Source organism: Nocardia sp. CA-129566 (assembly GCF_050956075.1).
GTDB lineage: Bacteria > Actinomycetota > Actinomycetes > Mycobacteriales > Mycobacteriaceae > Nocardia.
Genome location: NZ_CP192085.1, coordinates 7,827,554 through 7,845,464, shown reverse-complemented (window position 1 = coordinate 7,845,464; position 17,911 = coordinate 7,827,554). Strand labels below are relative to the sequence as shown.

The following is a 17,911-nucleotide window of genomic DNA, read 5'->3' as shown; positions in this document are numbered from 1 at the left end:
CTCAATGCGGATGCTGCGCCGCATATCTCGCTCGTTCGAGCGCCCGCCGCCGCGCCCGCTCCGGATTCTCCAGATCCGAGGGCAGCCCGTGCTTCGCCAGTCGATGCGCCCGATTCATCGGCATGAAGGCCGCGGTGTAGAAGAGCGCGAGCAGCAGTGCCAGCAGCACCATCGACCCGCGCAACCACAATTCTCCTGGAAACAAGAGGAATACGGCGAACAGCGGACTGAACGGCACCAGGCCGCGCACGATATGGCGCGGGGTCGCGTATCTGCCGGTGAGGTCATTGCGCACCCACTCGCGCAACGAATCCGGCAGGCGCCGTCCGAAGGCGTAGCCGAGCCACTGGAAGGGATTGGGCCGGTTACTCATGCGTGTGCTCCTGCTGTGGCGGCAAGCGACCGCCGTGCGGCCGTATTGACCCGGGTCAATACCTCGTGCAGTTCCTCCAGATCCGCCAAGGTCACCCCGAGCCGCTCCACCACCGCGGGCGGAATCTTCACGGCCTGCTTGCGCAGCTCCACTCCGGCCGGGGTCAGATCGACAACGAGGTTCCGCTCGTCGCGGCTATCGCGTCCTCGGGTGATCAATCCGGCCGACTCCAACCGCTTGAGCAGCGGTGACAGGGTCGGCGAGTCCAGCTGGATCGCCTCGGCGATGGCCTTCACCGACATCGGCGCCTCACCCCACAGCGCCAACATCACCAAATACTGCGGATGGGTGAGCCCGAGCGGTTCCAGCAGCGGTCGATACACGCCGAGTACCGCCCGATTGGCGACGGCCAGCGCGAAACATACCTGTCGATCCAGCCGCAGCGGATCTTCCATCTCCATGGCTCCTCCTAGGTCCCCATTTACTGTAGCGCGTGAATAGTTAGTGCATGAACTATTGTGACCGACACCCCATCGGATGTGCGGGATCCACGAGCCGGGCATCGTTAGCGTGGAGACATGGGTCCCGACCGTGCGTACCTGCGCATTCAGGAGCTGGACGCCGTGCGCGGCGTCGCCCTGTGCGGGACTCTGGTCGTCGATATCTGCCAGCTCACCGATATGCGGGCCACGGTCGAGCCCGGAATCGTCGATCCGATACGGCACCTGCTCTCCGTACTGTTCGAGGGACGGTTCTTCCCGATCTTCTCGTTCCTGTTCGGGCTGAGCTTTTCGCTGTTGCTCGACCGCGCAGCCCAGCGCACCGATCGCCCGCGACTGGTACTGGCGCGCAGACTGATCGCCCTCGGTGTCCTCGGCCTGATCCACCAGGTGTTCCAACCGGGTGAGGCGTTATTGCCATACGCGATCGTCGGATCGGTGATTCTGCTGCCCGCGGCGAGCCTGCCGCGCTGGGTGCTGCTGCTTGCCGGGTTGGTCTGCACCATCGGGGTGCCGGTCGCGCTCGGCGGCGGATTCGGCCTGGTACCCGGCCTGTTCCTACTCGGCCTCGCCGCCGATCGCTTCGGCCTCGCCGAGGATCTGAGCGAGCTGGGCTGGCAGGTCGTGGTGGTCTTCGCGCTGGCCGCGCCCGCCGCGGTGGTCGTGGGGACGTGGGAGTACCGCATACCGTATGCCGAGCTGTGGACCGGCAGTGTGGCGCCGTTGGCCGGACTGCTCGGCGCACTCGCGTATCTCACCGGAGTCCTGCTCGTCCTGCGCACCGAGACCGGCGAGGTATTCGCGGAGGTGCTCGAGCCGATGGGCCGGATGGCGCTGACCAACTATCTCTCGGCAACCGCGCTGATCCTGACCGCCGACCCGTGGCTGCACCTATCCGATTCCAACCGCTACGGCACACTGCTCGGCCTGGCCTTCGCGATAATCGCGGTGCAGGCGCTGTGGAGTTACCACTGGCTGCGCTGGTTCCGCTATGGCCCATTCGAATGGGTCTTGCGGTGCGTGACCTGGTGGCAGCTGGTGCCCAATCGCCTGACGCGGCAGGAACGCCGGAAACTCACAGTGGCATACGGGCGCGGTCGCTAGGGAAATCTCAGCACACTACCGCTTGGTCGGTGATGCCTTCTCGGAGATCACCGAAATGTTGTTGAGCGGTTTCGCTTTCGGGCTGACCGGCCTGAAACTCGGTGTCGTGCTGGACGATACCGGCGATGACCGGCCGTGCTTGCTCGGTGTCGTGCTGGACGATACCGGCGATGACGGGCCGCGCTTGCTCGGTGTCGCGAGTGCCGTTGTCGCCGTGGTGGTTGTGCCGCGGCTGGTGTGGTTGCTGACCGGCCTACTTGGCGCCGACGCCCGCGGACCGGATCGCGTCGAGCACTTCACCGTAGGACAGTGTCGAGTTGACGGTGATGGTTTCGGAGGTCCGGTTGACGTCGACCGATTGCACCCCGCCGAGGTTGTACAGTGCGCGCTCGGCGACGAAGGCCTTTTCGTCCGAGTAGTCCGTCATATCGAAGGTGTAGGTCATGGTGACCCCTCCTTGTCGGTGGTAATCCTTCGGTTTCGCGCATAGCCGGATCGGCCGGTTTCAAACGCCGCGCCGGGCGTGTGTTTGATTCTCGAACTACCGGGCATAGCCAGAAAGTAATGTCAACCAGTACAGCGGGATTGTCATGATCATTATCATCGGGCTCGTCGTTCTCATCAGCGCGGTTGTTATCGGCGTTGCGGGAGTGGCGGCCAATACGGGTGAAGTTCGTACATCATCCAGCGATTTCGGGGTATTCGACTATCATTTCACCGCCTCGGCGGGGGAACTTTTCCTCTATGGAATGGCGATCGGGGCGATCGGGATGCTCGGCCTGAGCCTGCTACTCGCAGGTGTCTGGCGCAGTTCCCGCCGTAGCAGCGCCGTACGTCGTGACCTGCGGCAGTCGCGCCGGGAACTGGCGGCCAAGGACAAGGCGGTCCAGCGTCCGGCCGCCCCAGCGGCCGGCTCACCGCCACCCGCCCCCAAGCCCGCCGCACCGGTCACCCCGCCGCCGGGCGGTAAGCCGGTCTGGAGCTGGAATCGGTTCCTGCGCCAGCACAGCGGCGCGGACGCGGTCGAAACATCCGGCCGCACAACGGTCAAAACGACCAAGTAAAGGAAAAAGCCATGATCATCCTGGGCTTAATACTCCTCATTGTCGGATATCTGCTCAGCATTCCCCTGCTGACCACCGTCGGAATCATATTGCTGGTCGTCGGTGCGGTACTCGCACTCATCGGATCGGTGGGCCGCCACCCGGTCGGCGGTCGACGACACTACTACTGACCGAGGTGAACGGGCCGGGGCGAGTTCGTAATTCATGCCCCGGCAACGCCCGCCAATTGACCGATGCCATAGGTGACCGCCATGGCCAGCGCACCACCGATCACCACCCGCAGCACCGCCCGCACTCGGTTGCTACCGCCGAGGCGGGCGCTGACCGACCCGGTGATCGCGAGCGCGACCAGCACCGCCGCGAACGTCACCGGAATGCGCGCCGTGGTGGGCGGCAGAATGATCGCGAAGAGCGGCAGCAGCGCACCGAGGGTGAATGCGACCGCCGAGGATCCGGCCGCCTGCCACGGATTGGTCAGCGCGCGTGGATCCAGGCCGAGTTCGGCCTCGGCGTGGGCGAGAAATGCGTCGTGGGCGGTCAATTCCTCGGCCACCTTGTGCGCCGTCTCCGGTGACAACCCCTTCGCCCGATAGATATCGGCCAGCTCGGCCAACTCGTAGTCCGGTTCGTCGGAGAGTTCCTTGCGTTCCTTGGCGAGTAATGCGCGCTCGGAATCTCGCTGGGTGCTGACCGAAACATATTCGCCGACAGCCATCGAGATCGCGCCAGCGGTCAGTCCGGCGATGCCCGCGGTGAGGATGGTCGAGCTGCTGGTCGTCGCGGCGGCGACACCGACAACCAGACCGGCGGTCGATACGATGCCGTCATTCGCGCCGAGCACGCCCGCGCGCAACCAGTTCAACCGGGAGGTGAAGCCCTCACCGTGCGGCTCGTGCGGGTGCGGTGCACCTCTGCTTTCCATACGCCGCAGACTATGTCAAAGCCCGCAAAGTATCAGCTAGCCGGACGGCCAGCGCCACGATGGTCAGGGTCGGATTCGCATGGCCGGTGGTCGGGAAAACCGAGCTGCCCGCGACGAATAGATTCGCCACTCCGTGCACCCGGCAGTCGGGGTCGACCACGCCATCGCGCGGATCCGCCGACATCCGCGTGGTCCCGGTCGGATGCGCCCAGTCGGTCAGCATCAGCGGCAGCGTGCTGCCTGCACGAGCACAGTCGTACAGTGCGGGCGCCGGATATCCCAGCCGCACGAACTCCTCGACCGCCAACTCCGCCGCCCGGCGCACGGTGCTGTCCTCCTGCGGATTCACCCGCCAGTCGACCCGGGGCAGCGGCACACCGAGGCGATCGGTGCGATCGGTCAGGGTGATCCGGCTGTCCGGGTTGGGCAGTTGTTCGACCGTGCAGCGCAATTCGATTCGATCGAGTTTGTGCGGCAGTCCGGTGTGCTGGATGAGCCTGCGCCGCGCGCCGGCCAGCAGCAGTCCGGCATGACTCACCGCGACCCGCGCGTCATGTCGATCGCCACGCCCGCGCAGCAATTGCTTGACCGACTCCCATGGATCGTCCTCGGCCGGAACCTCCTGCAGCCACAGCGCGCAATTGAGCAGCCCCTCGGCCTCCTGGACCTTCGCGGACAAAGCGACACCGTGCAGGAAGGTGTGCTTGCCGTGCGGCGTCTTGACCACGTATTTGCCGAAGCGCTCCAGTGCACTGCCCGCCACGGCCGGATCCAGCGCGCCGACCGCGCCGCAGCGGTGATCCATCAGATAGCGCCCCACCATATCGTGCCGATTGCCGATGCCTGCGGACACGATCCGTCGCGATGCCAGCAGCAGACGCGGATTGCCGATACCGCCGGTGGCCAGCACGAAGGTATTCGCGCGCACCGTTCGCGGCGGCGGCTCGGCCCCGGAGACCTGGAGCGAAACAACCTGTGCGCCTTCGGGATCGGTGTCGATATGGGTGACAGTGGCATTGATGAGCACCCGGACATTCGGTGCGACAAGGTCTTTCACATGCGCGCCGAAGCGCTTGCAGTCGAACGGGTCCACCGGATCCCGGCTGATCTGCCAGAAGTACGGGCGCAAACGGGTCGGGTCGAGCGCGTGCTCGGGTTGGGTGCGACCGGCCAACTCCCAGAACGCGTCATCGGTGAATCCGCTGCCGTAGCCGATCCCGATATGCTCGGCCGCGCGCGTCAGAAATGGTTCGAGATCGGCCGCGCCGATCGGCCAGCCGGATCCGGAAACCCATGGGCGGCGGGCGAAATCGAGGTCATCGAGCAGACCGCAGCGACCGCTCCAGGTGTGGGAGGCGCCGCCGAGGATCCGGTCGCCCGCGGCCCGATCCGATTGCGCCCGGCGCGCGCCCACATTCTCGATTTCGGCGAGTGCGTCGACCTCTTCGGTCGCGGTCGGACCGCCGCTCTCCAACACCAGCACGCGCCGGGGGGATCGGGCCAGCTCGGCCGCGATGGTCAGCCCGGCGGGACCGGATCCGATTACACAGACATCGGCGGTGAGGGCGTCATCGCCGACCGCTCGCAGATCATCGATTCGCAACGGCGGTCCTCTCCCACAACCGTATACACCCCGACGTCGCGCCCGTACTTTCCCCGCGCGAGCGTCTCGTTCACTGTAGGAGCCCGGACATCCGTTCGTTCCCGGATCAACAACCTCGGCTGAAGAACGCCCGCACATAGCCCGCGGACTGGCGGATGTACATCCAGGTCCAGAACTTCACGCCGCCGTCACTGGGACTGGCCACCATGGTCAATTCGCCGTCGAAGCATTTGCTCACGATGTACCTGGCCCGCGAGACATGCGGGGTGTAGGTCACCACGATGAGGTGGTGCCAGCCGTAAAGCCTTGCCCGTCGCCCGATCTCGCGCGCCTCACCGTCGGTGGTCCACGGATTCGGCACGAAACAGCTGACGGTGAATTCGAAGCGGGGCGCGCAGTACCGGTCCATCACCGAATCGTCTTCGCCGGTGGACCGCGAAATCAGCAGCTGTGGCGCGTATCCGCGTTCGGCGAGATCGAGTCCGACATCGAACCGCTCATAGGCGGTGCCGCCCAACACCACGATCGCATCGGCCCGGCGCAGCGGATCGGTCTGCGGATGGACATACACCGGCAGACCACCCACACCGAGGACGGCGACCAGGGCGAGCAGTGTGCCGATGAGCAAACCAGCTCGTCGTAGGCCGGGCACGAATCCGACGATACCGAAATCCCCGCAACCCCGACGTCGGTGCAGCACCTGCCCGTTTCGCCGAATCTCGGTGTGGCACAGAATGACCCTCGATCAGGACAGTGGAAGGCCGTACGATCAACCGCTCGGCCCTCCGACTGTGGTTGACCATGCGCAAAAGCGCTGAGTTCTACCGGTATTCGGGATTCTCGAAGTCGAATCGGCAGCCCGCGTCCCATTCGGAGCGCTGATTGCCGTGTGCGGGGATGCCGTTGTTGTCCTTGAGCATCCGGGCCAGATGCAGCAGGTTCCAGGTCATGAAGGTGGTGTTGCGATTGGTGAAGTCGTTCTCCGGGCCACCGGAACCGGGGTCCAGATATGACGGACCGGGTCCGGCCTCGCCGATCCACCCGGCATCGGCCTGCGGCGGAATCGTGTAGCCGAGATGTTGGAGGCTGTAGAGGATATTCATCGCGCAGTGTTTGACGCCGTCCTCATTGCCGGTGATGAGACAGCCGCCGACCCGGCCGTAGTAGGCGTACTGGCCGCGCTCGTTGAGGACCGACGAATTTCCGTACAGCCGTTCGATGACGCGTTTGGTGACCGAACTGTTGTCGCCGAGCCAGATCGGTCCGGCCAGCACCAGAATGTCGGCGTCCATGACCTGCTGCTGCAGCACCGGCCATTCGTCGGTGGCCCACCCGTGTTCGGTCATATCTGGCCAGACCCCGGTCGCGATGTCGTGATCGACGGCGCGGATATGCGAAACCCGCACCCCGTTCTTCGCCATGATGCGGGCACTGACATCGATGAGACCCTGCGTATTGCTCGGCTCTGGAGAGGGCTTGAGCGTGCAGTTGATGAACAGCGCGCGAAGATCGTCGAAGGTAGTCATGTCCGAAGTGTCGGTCGGTCCCGGTGCCGCGACAAGGAGTTCGCCCGGCATGTCACGGACTCGTCAGACCTGGTCATTCAGACTGGTAGCTACTTCAGATTTGGGTGGGACCGGGCGCACCGGCTCATTTCAGGGGCTGCTCCCTGATGGCGAGTTGCTGCTGGCCGCGAACGAAGCTCACCTCACGAATGCCGAGCGCGTCGTGCAGCTTTCCCGCCGGGAGGGTGACCGGCTTGGGCGCGGGCCCGTCGCCGGGATGGGGGAGTGGGTAGGCGGTGGTCGTCCCGCTGTGGAAGGTGATATTGCCCTCGGTCTTCGTGAACAGTTGGTGCACATGGCCGTTGAGACAGGTCACCGATGCGAAGCGGCGCAGGTAGCTCAACGCCTGGGTGGCGTCGTCGGTACCCCAGCCCCAGTCCGGATACATGGCGAACAGCGGGATATGGCTGAAGACGATGATCGGGGTGTCACTGGACAGCGGTGCGACATCCTTGCGAATGAACTCCAGTTGATCCTGGCCGAGATGGCCGAGCAGATTCAGATTGAGCGTATTGACCAACGCGATCACGTGCACGCCCGCGATATCGAAGCTGTACCAGCCGTCCCCGCGAGTCCCGGCGCCGAAGGCGGCGCGGTATTTCTGCCCGGCGTCGTCGATCGAATCGTGTTCGCCGGGAACGGTGAAGACGTGTGGAGTATTCGTCGCGGTCAGCATCTGCTTCACCTGATCGAATTGTTCCGGGGTGGCCAAATGGGTGAGATCGCCGGTGTGGATCACGAAATCCGGTGTGTAGCCGAGGGCATTGATCTGGCCGATCGCCTCGGCGAAGGTGTCGGTGACATCGATGTTCGCCGGGCCCTGGAAGCCGAGATGGCTATCGCTGAGTTGGGCGAAACGTAGTTCCGGTCGCGGCGTGCTGTCGGCACGGGCCGCGGTGCCCGCCACCTGCGAGATGACTTCGCCTCCCACGACGGACAAGCCGACCGCGGCGCCGAACCAGGCGGAGTGGCGCAGCAATTGGCGGCGGGTCATGGCCTGCGGGTCGCGGGGGTCGTAATCGTCGGTCGGCGTCATTTCGTCACCACCACGGTGGCGTGCATGAACGGGTGGATCGTGCAGATGTAGTCGAAGGTTCCCGGTGTGGTGAACACGAAGGTGTACGTCGCGCCGTGACCCATGCCGGGGGAGCGGAAGCTCGAGTCGTTCGCCGCTACGGTATGCGGTTCTTCATCGCTATTGGTCCAGGTCACCGTGGTGCCGACGGGGACAGTGAGTTTCGCGGGTGCGAATGCGAAATTCCGGATGTCGACGGTATTCGCGGTCGGCGCGGCGGCCGCGGACGATGCGGTCGTGGTCGTGGCTGCCGCCGTCGGGGCAGTGCCGGTCATCCCGTGCCCCGGGAAACCCGGTGTGGTGCCGCCGGTTTGGTGGAAACCGATCGTTGGTGTGGTGTCGTTCGCGGGTGCCGAACTGCCGCAGGCCGTGGCGATCAGCAAGGTCGGGATTGCGGCGAGCACGGCCGTGACGAGTCGTGCAGCGGTGCTGGCGGGTCTCATGGCACCAGGCCTCCAGGTCTGTCGGTGATCCGCGCTCTCGCGAACCGTTCACTGACAGATAGGAGCCGGTGTTACATCACGCGGGCTTCGTGGGTGCGAAAACCTCTATGACACCGGCATTTTCCCGAACCCGCAGCTGCGGCAGCGGTGCGGGCGCTATTGGCAGCTGATGGGTCAGCACCTGGCCGGTAACCGTGAACGAGGTCGAATGGCAGGGGCAGCGCAGCCGGTCGTCGGCATTGTCGAACCACAGTCGGCAGCCCTGATGGGTGCACACACCGGACACCGCGGCGATCGCCCCCTGTACCCGGCGGATGAATCCGGTCACCGTGCCGACGTCGAAGGGGCGCGTCATCCCCTCGGCGACATCGGAACTCGACGCGACTGCCAGCCAGGTGCCCTGTACGGGGTCGAGTGTCGATGCGACGGGCGGATTTCCGGGACCGCGGGTGAGTGCGCGGTCGACGACCACACCGGCGGCCGCGGCGGCCGCCGCGATCGACGTCCCAGCGATGACCTGGCGGCGTGTGCCGATCGGTGAAACCTGTTGATCGGCAGGACTATCCAACTCGGCGGCCAATCGTTGTCGTAGCTCCTCGACGAATTCCGCACGTGGTGTTTCATTTTCGTGCTCCGCGGCCCGCAGTTCGATCGCAACTCGCAGTTGTGCGGCCTCATCCGGATCCGGGCGAAAGTCCTTCGGCTTGCGGCCGCGCAGTAGCGCGTCGATGTACCGGCGCAGTTCGCGGGCGCTCATCGCGGTTTCCTTTCCAACTGGGCCGCCATCCGCAGCGCTCGGTGCTGCAATACCCGCGCGTTGACGGCACTGATCCCCAACTCGGCCGCCGCCTCCCGCACCGAACACCCCTGCAGAAACCGCAGCTCCAGAATTCTGCGATATCGCTCGGGCAATTGCTCGAGCATCGCCCGCGCCCGCTCCGGTGCATCGCTCGTTTCGGGATCGGCGGTGTCGGCCTGCGGCATATCGTCGTCGATGGTGGTGATCTCGCATCCGAGGCGTCTGCGCCAATGCTGCGCGAGCACCGACTTGGCGGTGGCACGCAAATAGGCCCGCACCTCCGGGATGCTCGCCGAAACCCGCAACGGCCGCAACGCCGCGAGGAAGACCTCACCGGTGAGATCCTCCGCATCCGCGCGATTGCCGACCTTGGCCAACATCAACCCGTACACCCACCCGACATTGTCCTGGTAGACCGCATGCCAATCGGTGTACGTGTCCTCGGACACCACCCGCAGCTCCCGCCCGGTCCTCGGGGCCGCGGTTCTCGCGGACCTCGCCCGTCCCTGCATGAATCGTGCCTTCCGAATCCAGTTGCGGACCAGTCACCTCGTCCACAACCAGATACCGACGCAAGTTACACCCCCACCGATCGGGTGAGCCGGATTCGGGTGCGAACGGTTGCGCTGTCGGGCCGGATGGCTCGGCCGGTCGGGAGGAAGTGGGCATGCGCGGTTTCATCACCGATTCGACGGCATGTGGCCGATTGCGGCTGACGGATGGTCTGCCCGAGCCGGATCCGGCGGCCGACGAGGTCGTGGTGGAGGTTCGTGCCCATGCCGTGAGCGTCCTGGCAGCTGAGCCATTCGCCGTGATTTTCGGCCCGAGCGCGCCGGATAACGGGCTGCGAAAGGGGGATTGAGCTGCGGCGATATCGGTGGCGATATCGGCTTTCGGGCACATTGGTCTTGGACAGTTGTACCGGTCCTGTGTTGTCGTGTGGCCATGACAAAGATCGGTAGAAGCGGCGCGAGGTCCATCCTGTTGACGATGGCGCTGCTGCCCCTCATCGGTGCGTGCGGGAGCGAGTCGACGGGGCCGGCCCCGGCAGCACCGACCACGGTGGCCGCCGCGGCCCAGCTGAGCGGCCTCGAGCAGCAGCATGCGGCTCGGCTCGGCGTATTCGCCGTCGATACCGGTTCGGGCAAGACCGTCGGCTACCGCCAGGACGAGCGGTTCGCGATGATGTCGACCTTCAAGACACTCGCCTGCGCCGCGCTGCTGCGCGAGCATCCGCTCGCCACCGGGTATTTCGATCAGATCATCCATTTCACCGAGGCGGATATCGCGGCCGCGGGCGGTTCGGCGGTCACCGGTACCCGAATCGAGAGCGGTATGTCGGTATCGGAATTGTGTGATGCGGCGATCACCCGCAGCGATAACGCCGCGGGCAACGAGCTGCTGAAACTGCTCGGCGGCCCGCAGGCCCTGACCCAGTTCCTGCGATCCATCGGCGACCAGGTTTCCCGACTGGATCGCTGGGAGCCCCAGCTCAATACCGCCATCCCCGGCGACGAACGCGACACCACCACACCAGCGGCGATCGCGGCCGACTATCGGGCGCTCACCGTCGGTGACGCACTCGCCGCGCCCGAGCGTGCGCGGCTGACGGCATGGTTGGTCGCCACCACCACCGGCGATAGCCGCATTCGCGCTGGCCTGCCCGCCGAATGGAAGACCGGTGACAAGACCGGCACCGGAGACTACGGATCGGCCAATGATGTGGCCGTCACCTGGCCCACCGGCAGCGCGGCACCGATCGTGCTCGCCGTGCTGACCACTCATACCAGTCCAGATGCCAAGGCGGACAACGCATTGATCGCGGAGGCGACCAGGGAGGCCGTCACATCGGTGCGGTGAGCCCGGTCGGCCGCTGCTGCGCCGCTTCGCGCCGAACAACGGTAGGTGTTGTGCCCCACCATCTTCGGCAGCATCGGGTGAAGGTGGCCTGTTCGGAGAGTCCGATCAGCGAGGCGACCTGACTCATCGGCATATCGGTGGTGGTGAGGTAGCGGCGGGCCTCGGCGCGGCGCACGGTATCCACGATGGTGGCGAAGGAGCTGTCCTCGGCGGCGAGGCGACGTTGCAGGGTGCGCGGATGAATTGTCAAAAGTCTTGCGACAGCGGTGATTTCCGGTGGTGAGGTACCCAGCAGCTGTTGGACGGCGGCGCGGACCTTCGGCGCGATGGCGGCATCCGCGCCGCCGGATTGTTCGGCCAGGAATGCCATGGCCAAGCGGTGCAGGTTCTCATCGCCGCCGCTCAGCGACAGCGACGCCAGGCGGCTCGGCATGCGCAATACCGCTGCGGGGCGCTCGACTCGCACGGGCGCGCCGAAGAACTCCTCATAGACCCGGATCGGCGCGACGGGCCGATATGGCAGTTCGACCGAGCGCAGCCCGTACCGCTCGTCCACCAGCCGTTGGCAGGTGCGGTGCACGAAGGCCAGCCCGAGATCGGTGCCCTGCACCGGTGTCGGCAGGCCGGGCTGGATTCCGTATCGCAGCGCGATCACGCCGCGATCGCCGTAGGGATCGGGTTCGAGCGTGAGGTGCAGCGAGCGCGCGTGCAGGAACAGATAGCGCGAACAGCATTCGAGGACATCGGCGAGGGTCGGTGAATTCCGGATGGCCAGGGCCAGCGGGCCGAGCATATCGAGATCCTGCCGCCGCGAGATGCGCAGGCCGAGATCGGGACAGTCGAGTCGATGCGCGGCCAGCTCCAGCGCCGCGGCGACCGCCTGATCCGGTACCAGCAGATCGTCGGTATCGAGGGCGGCGATCGGCAGCCCGACGGTGGTGGCGAAGTCCTCCGCATTACCGCCGAGCTCGGCCACCGTCGCGCGGAACCCGCGCAGCCCCGCGGACCGAATCACCGACATGTCGCTCAGAATCAAATACTTGTCGCGCAAAGTCAAGAATCCGGTACGCTGCCCTCGCAGACTGGAGTAATGAGGCGAGCATCGCGCAGCAATTCGATGACCGATGGTGGCCCGGTAGTGGGTGGGACCGAGACCGCCGTACTTCCGGACCACCTCGATATCGTGATCGTCGGCGCCGGACTGTCCGGCATCGGCGCCGCGTACCGGTTGCAGACCGAATGCCCGGGCAAGACCTACGCGGTGCTGGAGGCGCGCGCGTCACTGGGCGGGACGTGGGATCTGTTCCGCTACCCCGGGATTCGCTCGGATTCGGATATGTTCACACTGGGCTATCCGTTCAAGCCGTGGCGCGACGCGAAGTCGATCGCCGATGGTCCATCGATCCTGCGCTACGTCAAGGAAACGGCCGCGGAGTTCGGCATCGACCGGCACATCCGCTACAGCACCAAGGTGGTCGGCGCCGACTGGTCCACCGAATCGGCGCGCTGGACGCTCACCCTCGAGCAGCGCGGCGCCGCGGGTGTCACCGCGCGCCGCACGCTGACCTGCAACTTCCTCTATGTCTGTGCCGGTTATTACAACTACGACCAGGGCCACTCCCCAGAATTTCCCGGCATCGACTCCTTCTCCGGACAGGTCGTGCATCCGCAGTTCTGGCCCGAGGATCTCGACTACACCGGCAAACGAGTCGTGGTCATCGGCAGTGGTGCGACGGCCGTCACGCTGGTGCCTGCCATGGCCGAGCAGGCCGAGCTGGTGACCATGCTGCAGCGCTCACCGACCTGGATCAGCGCCGTCCCCGGCCGGGACAAGCAGGCCGACAAGATCCGTGAGCTGCTCCCGCCGCAGTTGGCGCACCGGGTCATCCGCACCAAGAAGATCCTGTTCAGCATTGGTTTCTACCAGTACTGCCGCCGACGTCCCGAGGCCGCGCGCAAACTGCTCACCGGTTTGACGACCCGAATCCTGAAGGACCGCAACGCGGTTGCCGAACACTTCACGCCCGACTACGACCCGTGGGATCAGCGGCTGTGCGCCGTACCCGATGCCGACTTCTTCAAGGCGATGAAGAAGGGCACGGCCGAGGTCGTCACCGATCACATCGAAACCTTTGTGCCCGAAGGGATCCGACTGAAGTCCGGCCGAATCCTGGAGGCGGATATCGTGGTCACCGCGACCGGACTGCAGCTGCTGGCCTTCGGCGGTATCGCCCCGCAGGTCGACGGGCGGCCGGTGCCGCTCTCCGAGCAATTCGTCTGGCAGGGTGCGATGCTCACCGGCGTGCCCAATTTCGCGGTCTGCATCGGCTACACCAATGCCTCCTGGACATTGCGTGCCGATCTGACCTCCCGATTGGTCTGCAAGGTCATCAACCACCTGGACCGCAACGACTATGAGGCCGTGGTGCCGAAGCCGGAAGGCGAGCTCGACGAGCGCCCGCTACTCGATCTGGCCTCCGGATATATCCAGCGCTCGATCGGCGACTTCCCGCGTCAGGGTGATCGGCATCCGTGGAAGGTGCGGCAGAACTATCTGCTCGACTCGGCCACGACAATGCGCACCAGTCTGCACAAGACGCTGGCTCCCACCCCGCGCTCGGCCGTCCGTCACGCCGAGCTCTCGGTTACCCACTGACCCGTCGCATAGCCGGTGGTTATCCCGCATAGCGTGCACCCTATGCGGAGTCATCACACAGTTTGCGTCAGCGGGGTACGGGCTGTGGTGTCCAGTTGATTCGGTGGTCGAACATCCAGTTCAGGGGGGTGACGCCAGTTTTGGCGGCCTTCTTCAGAAAATAGGGTGTGAGCAGGCGGACCAGCAGGCGGCCCAGCCCGCTGGATGCCTTGTCGCTACTGGTTTGCGCGCCGTGGGCGACCACCCGCTCGACGCGTTCGCGGCGGCGGTCCTCGAAGGCGGCCAAGGCCGCCGCGGTGTCCGGAATATCGCGCAGGCAGATCGCCAGCGTCACCGCGTCTTCCACCGCCATCGACACACCCTGGCCGGACGATGAGGCCACCGCATGCGCGGCATCGCCGACAATGACCATCTTGTCGTTGTGCCAGGTGGCGACCGTCGGCATGTCGTATTGGTTGAAGGCGGAAACGAAAGTGTCATCGGTGGTGGCGGCGACGATCCGGGCCGCGGGACCGCGATCCGCCGAGAGCAATTCGACCAGCTGTGCCCGCCACTGCGCCGCGCTGGCCGAATCCTGCGCTGAAAGCTCCTGCGTCCGAGGCATATTGGCGAACCACCAGATCTCGCCGTCCGGCGCGACGAAGTATCCGAAGAACGCCTTCTTCCCGAAGATCATGCTGTACACGCCGGGGCGCAATCCGAGTTCCCGGTGCAGGGCCGCATCGGTGACGAACCCGCCGAGTCCGTAGATGCCGAGGAAATGCGCCTTCGGCGCGGCGGGATCGATGATTTCCCTGGTGCGGGAGCGGATTCCATCGGCGCCGATGAGTACGTCGGCCTCGATCGTGGTGCCGTCCGCGAAGGTCGCGCGGACGCCATCGGCGGTCGAGATCGCATCCACCAGCCGCTTGCCGTATTCGAACCGCACCCCGCGCCGCGTCGCCTCGGCATTGAGCGCCCGATACATATCGCGGCGCTTGATGCTGTGGGTGACGGTTCCATCCGGCAGTGTGCCGCCGATCGGCATATCGGTGATGTGCTTACCCGCGCTGGTCGAGAAGGACAGCGTGGCGGTCGGATGCCCGATCTCGGTCACCACATGATGCGCGTCCAGCAATGCCAGTGCCGACAGGCCGTTCACCGCGACCGTCAGATATGCGCCGATCTGCCCGGCCGCCGCCTCCTCGTAGGTCTCGCACACGATGGGCTCCAAGCCCGCCTGCTGCAATGCCATCGCGGTGACCGGCCCGGCGATCCCGCCGCCGATGATCAGTGCCTTCTTCATGGGGTGTCTCCCGAATCTCTCTTGACGCTGCGGTATCTTGGCTATCAAGACATTAGTAGTTTGACTATCAAGAGGCTTGAATGTCAAGAGAAAAATCCGATGCCCCGGATGAGCTGGCCGAACTGCGTGCCGAGGTCGGCCGCGAGGCGCAGGCGCTGCAGGCCGCGGTCGACGCCGTCGACCAGGCCGCCGCGACCCATCTCGGCGTCAACCGCACCGACCTGCGCTGCCTGGAAATCCTCTTCGGCGGCGAATCCACCCCCGGTGCCCTCGCCGCCGAATTGAGTCTGACCAGCGGCAGCGTCACCACCATGCTGGACCGGCTCGCGAAACTCGACTACGTCGCGCGCCATCCCGAACCCGGTGACCGGCGCAAGGTCATCATTCGGATCACCGATAGGGCAATGGCCGAAGCCATGCGGATCTACGGTCCGATCGCACTGGAAGGCGCGGGGGAGGTGGCGCGCTACAGTGCCGCCGAATTGCGAACTGTCCTGGACTTTTTGCGTCGGTCACGCGAACTGCAAGACCGTCACCGCACCCGGATCGCGGATCTGGGCGAGCGTTGAATTGTCGTCCGCAAGTGGGTGTTAAGGATTGCCCATGGTCGGCACTGACATGATCACCGCCATGATCAGACGGCGGAACGCAGGGTTGGTAGTGGTAGTGGCGGCAGGCGCGATGCTCGTCGCCGGATGTAGCGACAAGGAGGATGCGGCGGATCGCTGGAACTCACCGGCGCCCACCACATCTCGGGAACAGCTCGTCTTGACCCCGGCGGAATTCCCTTCGGGCACGACGAAAGTGGATCTGCCGCAGGACAAGCTCCAGTCGGCCGTCGGCGATGTCTCGGCCATCCAGCAGAATGCCACCTTCACCCCGGCGGAATGCGGGTCGACGCAGCAGGATCTGGGTGCGGCGACCAAGGAACTGCTCGGGCAGTCATCGATCGCGGCCGCGACCGGTAAGTCGAGCATGATGTTCGTCGAGTTCGTCTCGGGCCGAACCGGAAATCTGCAGCGGATCGCCGATGGCAACAAGCGGTGCGGACAGGTCCAGATGACCTCGACCCTGGACGGTCAGTCGGTGACCGCCACCGAGCACGTCGAGAATCAGTCCGTGCCCCAGGAACTGAAGGGCGCCAACGCCATTGCCTACCGCGTGAGCAGTACCGCGACGGCGGGTGCGGGCGGGCCGATGACCACGGCCGCGTATATGGGTTATGCGGAGGTGCGGGGCATGACGGTCGCGGTGCGCGTTGCCGCACTCCAGGATTCGCTCGATCAGACGGCCTTCGAGCAGTTCTTCGTCGCCGCGGTACAGAAGGTCGCCAACGCCACCTAGCCTACTTGCGGACGATCAGCTCCAGCGCGATATTGTCCGGGTCGCGGAACTCCAGGATATGGCTGAACCCGATGTCCTTGATATCCTCGCGCGCGACCCCACAGGCATCGAGATGCGCTGCGGCAGCTTCCAATTCGGCCAAGGAGCCGAGCGGAAACGCGAGATGATCCAGTCCGACCCGGTTTTCGTCGAAGCTATCGGTGCCGACCGGCCGCAGTCCGATCATCCCGTGCTCCATCCGATAGATCACCCCGCCGAACAGAAATCCGAGCTGCTCCCGCGTAGCCGCATCAGCATCGGCGGGCACCTCGAGCGCAACCGGCCACCCGAACACCTTCTCGTAGAAGGCCCGCGACCGATCGATATCGCAAACGGTCAGCCGGACATGGGCAATGGCACTCGTCGCAATAGGCATGCCCCCATGCTCGCACCCACCCCCACCTACCCGCCGGTTATCCCTTCCCACCAGGCGTTTAGGTAACAACCACCACCATGCGGTACCGTTTCCTCTGCCGACGCGGGGTGGAGCAGCTCGGTAGCTCGCTGGGCTCATAACCCAGAGGTCGCAGGTTCAAATCCTGTCCCCGCTACAAAGATCCAGGTTAGAGAGACTACGGTCTCTCTGGCCTGGGTCATTTTTCCACGTGACTCGACGCCTATTCGACGCTTTTGTCTGGGAACACGACAGTTCGGGAGCTTCTGCCGGGTGTTGGCGAACGCTATCCAGCCGCGCACTGAGACTGGCGCCGATGCCCTCACCGGCGATACGACGTCGTTCGTCGCCGCAGCAACTGGATCGTCGTCGCTCTGACGGTTCGCGCCGTGTGGCGGTTCAGCAGTAAGCTCCGATTTCTCCAAGACGTACTGCCCGCAGCGCGACATACTCGCCGCATGACGACCTACGAGGAGCTTGCCGGCTTCGATGCCCTGCTCGCTCTATGCCGACGCTGGCACGAGTTGTGCAGCGCAGACCCCGTCGCCCTGCATGCCTTCTCTCACGACATCCATGCGTGGCATGACGAGCGGCTTGCGGCTTATCTCGCCGAGGCCCTTGGCGGGCCCGCGCTCTACCGTGCCGGGTACGGCGACGAGACCTACGTGCAGCGCATTCACGCCGGAATGGGCGTACACGTCGAGCTCGACGAGATATGCTGTCGGCTGTTCGACCATGCCCTCGCCGACATGGGGATGACCGGTGCGGCGGGTCGTCGGCTTTCACGCTACTTTCGGGATGCGACCGTGGCCATGCGCGCCTACGGCGACAGCGAAGACCTCGTCCCCGAGGGACTGCCGTTCAACCTGGCGTGACTGCTTGTTG

Annotated in this window: 23 protein-coding genes and 1 tRNA gene; 10 read left to right on the top strand and 14 right to left on the bottom strand. The window is 65.2% G+C overall.

Going from position 1 to position 17,911, the window contains the following annotated elements; genetic code table 11:
• Position 1: 1 nt before the first annotated feature.
• Together ACQP0C_RS34865 and ACQP0C_RS34860 are read right to left on the bottom strand one after the other, a co-directional pair.
• Positions 2 to 373, bottom strand: a complete 372-nt coding sequence (locus tag ACQP0C_RS34865) for a DUF5313 family protein (RefSeq protein ID WP_433727021.1) — start codon at positions 371 to 373, stop codon at positions 2 to 4.
• Complete coding sequence (locus ACQP0C_RS34860) at positions 370 to 834, bottom strand: MarR family winged helix-turn-helix transcriptional regulator (protein ID WP_433727019.1); 465 nt, start codon at positions 832 to 834, stop codon at positions 370 to 372. Before ACQP0C_RS34860 ends, ACQP0C_RS34865 begins: the two co-directional genes overlap by 4 nt.
• A 117-nt stretch (positions 835 to 951) precedes the next feature.
• Here ACQP0C_RS34860 and ACQP0C_RS34855 point away from each other — a divergent pair, with 117 nt between their 5' ends.
• Positions 952 to 1,977 (top strand): DUF418 domain-containing protein, encoded by a 1,026-nt coding sequence (locus ACQP0C_RS34855; protein ID WP_433727017.1) that lies wholly within the window; start codon positions 952 to 954, stop codon positions 1,975 to 1,977.
• 253 nt (positions 1,978 to 2,230) lie between these two features.
• Here the strand turns inward: ACQP0C_RS34855 and ACQP0C_RS34850 are convergent, their stop codons facing one another.
• Positions 2,231 to 2,422: a heavy-metal-associated domain-containing protein gene (locus ACQP0C_RS34850; protein ID WP_433680554.1), complete on the bottom strand. Its 192-nt coding sequence runs from the start codon at positions 2,420 to 2,422 to the stop codon at positions 2,231 to 2,233.
• 145 nt (positions 2,423 to 2,567) lie between these two features.
• Here ACQP0C_RS34850 and ACQP0C_RS34845 point away from each other — a divergent pair, with 145 nt between their 5' ends.
• Positions 2,568 to 3,041, top strand: a complete 474-nt coding sequence (locus ACQP0C_RS34845; protein WP_433727015.1) for a hypothetical protein — start codon at positions 2,568 to 2,570, stop codon at positions 3,039 to 3,041.
• Positions 3,042 to 3,052: 11 nt separating this feature from the next.
• Complete coding sequence (locus tag ACQP0C_RS34840) at positions 3,053 to 3,211, top strand: DUF6131 family protein (RefSeq protein ID WP_433727013.1); 159 nt, start codon at positions 3,053 to 3,055, stop codon at positions 3,209 to 3,211.
• A gap of 32 nt (positions 3,212 to 3,243) precedes the next feature.
• Here the strand turns inward: ACQP0C_RS34840 and ACQP0C_RS34835 are convergent, their stop codons facing one another.
• From ACQP0C_RS34835 to ACQP0C_RS34800, 8 genes are all read right to left on the bottom strand, one after another.
• Positions 3,244 to 3,963, bottom strand: coding sequence for a VIT1/CCC1 transporter family protein (locus ACQP0C_RS34835; protein WP_433727011.1), 720 nt, complete (start codon positions 3,961 to 3,963; stop codon positions 3,244 to 3,246).
• A 10-nt stretch (positions 3,964 to 3,973) separates the two neighbouring features.
• Entirely contained in the window at positions 3,974 to 5,566 is a 1,593-nt protein-coding gene (locus ACQP0C_RS34830) for a GMC oxidoreductase (protein WP_433727009.1), read from the bottom strand.
• A 106-nt stretch (positions 5,567 to 5,672) separates the two neighbouring features.
• On the bottom strand, positions 5,673 to 6,218 hold the full coding sequence (locus ACQP0C_RS34825) for a YdcF family protein (RefSeq protein ID WP_433727007.1): 546 nt from the start codon (positions 6,216 to 6,218) through the stop codon (positions 5,673 to 5,675).
• A 169-nt stretch (positions 6,219 to 6,387) separates the two neighbouring features.
• On the bottom strand, positions 6,388 to 7,143 hold the full coding sequence (locus ACQP0C_RS34820) for a flavodoxin family protein (protein WP_433727006.1): 756 nt from the start codon (positions 7,141 to 7,143) through the stop codon (positions 6,388 to 6,390).
• Positions 7,144 to 7,216: 73 nt separating this feature from the next.
• Positions 7,217 to 8,167, bottom strand: coding sequence for a metallophosphoesterase family protein (locus ACQP0C_RS34815; RefSeq protein ID WP_433727004.1), 951 nt, complete (start codon positions 8,165 to 8,167; stop codon positions 7,217 to 7,219).
• Positions 8,164 to 8,649, bottom strand: coding sequence for a cupredoxin domain-containing protein (locus ACQP0C_RS34810; protein ID WP_433727002.1), 486 nt, complete (start codon positions 8,647 to 8,649; stop codon positions 8,164 to 8,166). The genes ACQP0C_RS34815 and ACQP0C_RS34810 overlap by 4 nt, the downstream gene beginning before the upstream one ends.
• A gap of 76 nt (positions 8,650 to 8,725) precedes the next feature.
• A complete protein-coding gene (locus ACQP0C_RS34805; RefSeq protein ID WP_433727000.1) occupies positions 8,726 to 9,406 on the bottom strand; it encodes a Rieske 2Fe-2S domain-containing protein in 681 nt (226 codons plus the stop codon).
• Positions 9,403 to 9,960: an RNA polymerase sigma factor gene (locus tag ACQP0C_RS34800; protein ID WP_433726998.1), complete on the bottom strand. Its 558-nt coding sequence runs from the start codon at positions 9,958 to 9,960 to the stop codon at positions 9,403 to 9,405. The genes ACQP0C_RS34805 and ACQP0C_RS34800 overlap by 4 nt, the downstream gene beginning before the upstream one ends.
• A 155-nt stretch (positions 9,961 to 10,115) precedes the next feature.
• On the opposite strand from ACQP0C_RS34800, the gene ACQP0C_RS34795 reads away from it, so the two are divergent.
• Together ACQP0C_RS34795 and bla are read left to right on the top strand one after the other, a co-directional pair.
• A complete protein-coding gene (locus tag ACQP0C_RS34795; RefSeq protein WP_433726996.1) occupies positions 10,116 to 10,310 on the top strand; it encodes a hypothetical protein in 195 nt (64 codons plus the stop codon).
• Between the two features lie 83 nt (positions 10,311 to 10,393).
• Positions 10,394 to 11,308 (top strand): class A beta-lactamase, encoded by a 915-nt coding sequence (gene bla, locus ACQP0C_RS34790; protein ID WP_433726994.1) that lies wholly within the window; start codon positions 10,394 to 10,396, stop codon positions 11,306 to 11,308.
• Here the strand turns inward: bla and ACQP0C_RS34785 are convergent.
• A complete protein-coding gene (locus tag ACQP0C_RS34785) occupies positions 11,292 to 12,329 on the bottom strand; it encodes an AraC family transcriptional regulator (protein ID WP_433726992.1) in 1,038 nt (345 codons plus the stop codon). The genes bla and ACQP0C_RS34785 overlap by 17 nt on opposite strands.
• Positions 12,330 to 12,425: 96 nt before the next feature.
• Between ACQP0C_RS34785 and ACQP0C_RS34780 the strand changes: the two genes are divergently transcribed.
• Positions 12,426 to 13,964, top strand: a complete 1,539-nt coding sequence (locus ACQP0C_RS34780) for a flavin-containing monooxygenase (RefSeq protein WP_433734732.1) — start codon at positions 12,426 to 12,428, stop codon at positions 13,962 to 13,964.
• Positions 13,965 to 14,031: 67 nt separating this feature from the next.
• Here ACQP0C_RS34780 and ACQP0C_RS34775 read toward each other — a convergent pair whose 3' ends face one another.
• Positions 14,032 to 15,249, bottom strand: a complete 1,218-nt coding sequence (locus tag ACQP0C_RS34775; protein ID WP_433726990.1) for an FAD-dependent oxidoreductase — start codon at positions 15,247 to 15,249, stop codon at positions 14,032 to 14,034.
• 80 nt (positions 15,250 to 15,329) lie between these two features.
• Here ACQP0C_RS34775 and ACQP0C_RS34770 point away from each other — a divergent pair, with 80 nt between their 5' ends.
• Together ACQP0C_RS34770 and ACQP0C_RS34765 are read left to right on the top strand one after the other, a co-directional pair.
• Positions 15,330 to 15,818 carry a MarR family winged helix-turn-helix transcriptional regulator gene (locus ACQP0C_RS34770; protein WP_433726988.1) on the top strand — a complete coding sequence of 163 codons (489 nt, stop codon included), beginning with the start codon at positions 15,330 to 15,332 and terminating at the stop codon, positions 15,816 to 15,818.
• 34 nt (positions 15,819 to 15,852) lie between these two features.
• Complete coding sequence (locus tag ACQP0C_RS34765; RefSeq protein ID WP_433726986.1) at positions 15,853 to 16,593, top strand: hypothetical protein; 741 nt, start codon at positions 15,853 to 15,855, stop codon at positions 16,591 to 16,593.
• Position 16,594: 1 nt separating this feature from the next.
• Here ACQP0C_RS34765 and ACQP0C_RS34760 read toward each other — a convergent pair whose 3' ends face one another.
• Positions 16,595 to 17,008, bottom strand: coding sequence for a VOC family protein (locus ACQP0C_RS34760; protein WP_433726985.1), 414 nt, complete (start codon positions 17,006 to 17,008; stop codon positions 16,595 to 16,597).
• Positions 17,009 to 17,109: 101 nt separating this feature from the next.
• On the opposite strand from ACQP0C_RS34760, the gene ACQP0C_RS34755 reads away from it, so the two are divergent.
• Both ACQP0C_RS34755 and ACQP0C_RS34750 read left to right on the top strand, forming a co-directional pair.
• A tRNA-Met gene (locus ACQP0C_RS34755) sits at positions 17,110 to 17,183 on the top strand.
• A gap of 301 nt (positions 17,184 to 17,484) precedes the next feature.
• Entirely contained in the window at positions 17,485 to 17,901 is a 417-nt protein-coding gene (locus tag ACQP0C_RS34750; RefSeq protein ID WP_433726983.1) for an oxidoreductase, read from the top strand.
• Positions 17,902 to 17,911: the final 10 nt, after the last annotated feature.